Annotated in this window: 1 protein-coding gene; it reads right to left on the bottom strand. The window is 53.4% G+C overall.

Translation table 11 applies throughout. From position 1 onward, the window contains the following. On the bottom strand, positions 1–268 hold a 268-nt coding region (locus tag ACT3UA_RS19045; protein WP_444617905.1), incomplete at both ends, for a DDE-type integrase/transposase/recombinase.

Genomic DNA, 268 nt, shown 5'->3' with positions numbered 1-268 from the left:
CTGCGGGACTTGATCCTGAGCAAAAACCTGCTTCATGAACGCTTCAGCCAACGCCCCAGACTCCCGCAAATGGACCTGGCAACCGACGACATAACGAGAATAAATATCGATCATCACGTACGCATCAAAGTAAGTCCCTTTGCGCGGACCCGCCAATTTGGTGATATCCCACGAAAAGACCTCACCAGGCTGATACGCCACTAATTCAGGGACTTTCCGTGCCGGATGACGTGCCTGCCGCCGGCGCTCAGCTACTTGTTTTTCACGT

Source organism: Glutamicibacter sp. 363 (genome assembly GCF_052379505.1).
Taxonomy (GTDB): Bacteria; Actinomycetota; Actinomycetes; order Actinomycetales; family Micrococcaceae; genus Glutamicibacter.
This window is presented reverse-complemented; position numbering and strand designations above follow the sequence as displayed.